Below are 936 nucleotides of genomic sequence, written 5' to 3'. Positions count from 1 at the left end.
ACATTACCTAAGGGGCACATCGAACCCCCTATGATTCCTTTGGAAGAGGGGCGAAAACCGGCATTTAACCGTAAACTGTGGATTCCCGCCTTACTGAACATGCTGATGTCTATTACATATGGCGGATTACTCAGCTTTATGGCGCTTTACGGAAATGAAGCAAATCTGGCGCACCCGGCCTATTTTTTCCTGTTTAATGCGGTTTCCGTGCTGATTGTGCGTCCCTTCTCGGGCCGTATTTATGACAAAAAAGGAGCAAAAGCACTGCTCATCCCCGGCTCCCTCTTTTTAATTGGCGGTCTGCTCCTGCTTTCCTACGCGCACAGTGATGATTTCATGTATGTGTCGGCTCTTTGCTACGGTATCGGATTTGGTGTGATGCAGCCAACCCTGCAAACCTGGATGATTCAGATTGTATCTCCTAAACAAAGAGGCATGGCAAATGGTATGTTTCTCAATTCCCTCGATTTCGGGGTTGCAGCCGGTGCGCTTATACTTGGCATTATTGCCAAAGCAAGTGATTATGCGTGGATGTACCGCCTTTCCTCGCTGTTTATTGTACTGTTTTTGCTGATCTATGTTATACAAATCATCGCAAGCCGTAAGCCTAAATCGCATGTTTCTCTCAATGGGTAAAGCTATTGTTTTCAAATACATTTAGTTTATAACTGCTTATAATCAAAAGCACCCGTTGCCATGGTTTTGTGGACAACGGGTGCTTTTTCATTTATTTCGCAGGAGTTTTGCGTTTTAGCTTGGAAGAAAGAGGCTTTTCTCGGGCCACCCCTGTTTGCTCCTCATTTACACTCATACGGTCACTGGATTTGTCATCTGTTGGTTCATCCTGCTTGGGTTTGACCGCAAATAGCATCAGCAGAGCTGCAATGCCTCCCACTGCGGCCATCACGCCAAAGAGCAGACCATGTCCACTGCGAC

The 936-nt window shown here is 46.4% G+C and carries 1 protein-coding gene and 1 pseudogene; one reads left to right on the top strand and one right to left on the bottom strand.

What is annotated here, in order from left to right; translation table 11 throughout:
* Positions 1 to 636: MFS transporter (locus GRP75_RS28045; protein WP_160791015.1), on the top strand; the 636-nt coding region annotated here is incomplete at its 5' end.
* Between the two features lie 91 nt (positions 637 to 727).
* Here GRP75_RS28045 and GRP75_RS28040 read toward each other — a convergent pair.
* Positions 728 to 936, bottom strand: a pseudogene (locus GRP75_RS28040) (MFS transporter); the annotation flags it as partial.

The organism is Paenibacillus sp. OT2-17 (assembly GCF_009827695.1).
Taxonomy (GTDB): domain Bacteria; phylum Bacillota; class Bacilli; order Paenibacillales; family Paenibacillaceae; genus Paenibacillus; species Paenibacillus polymyxa_B.
This window is presented reverse-complemented; position numbering and strand designations above follow the sequence as displayed.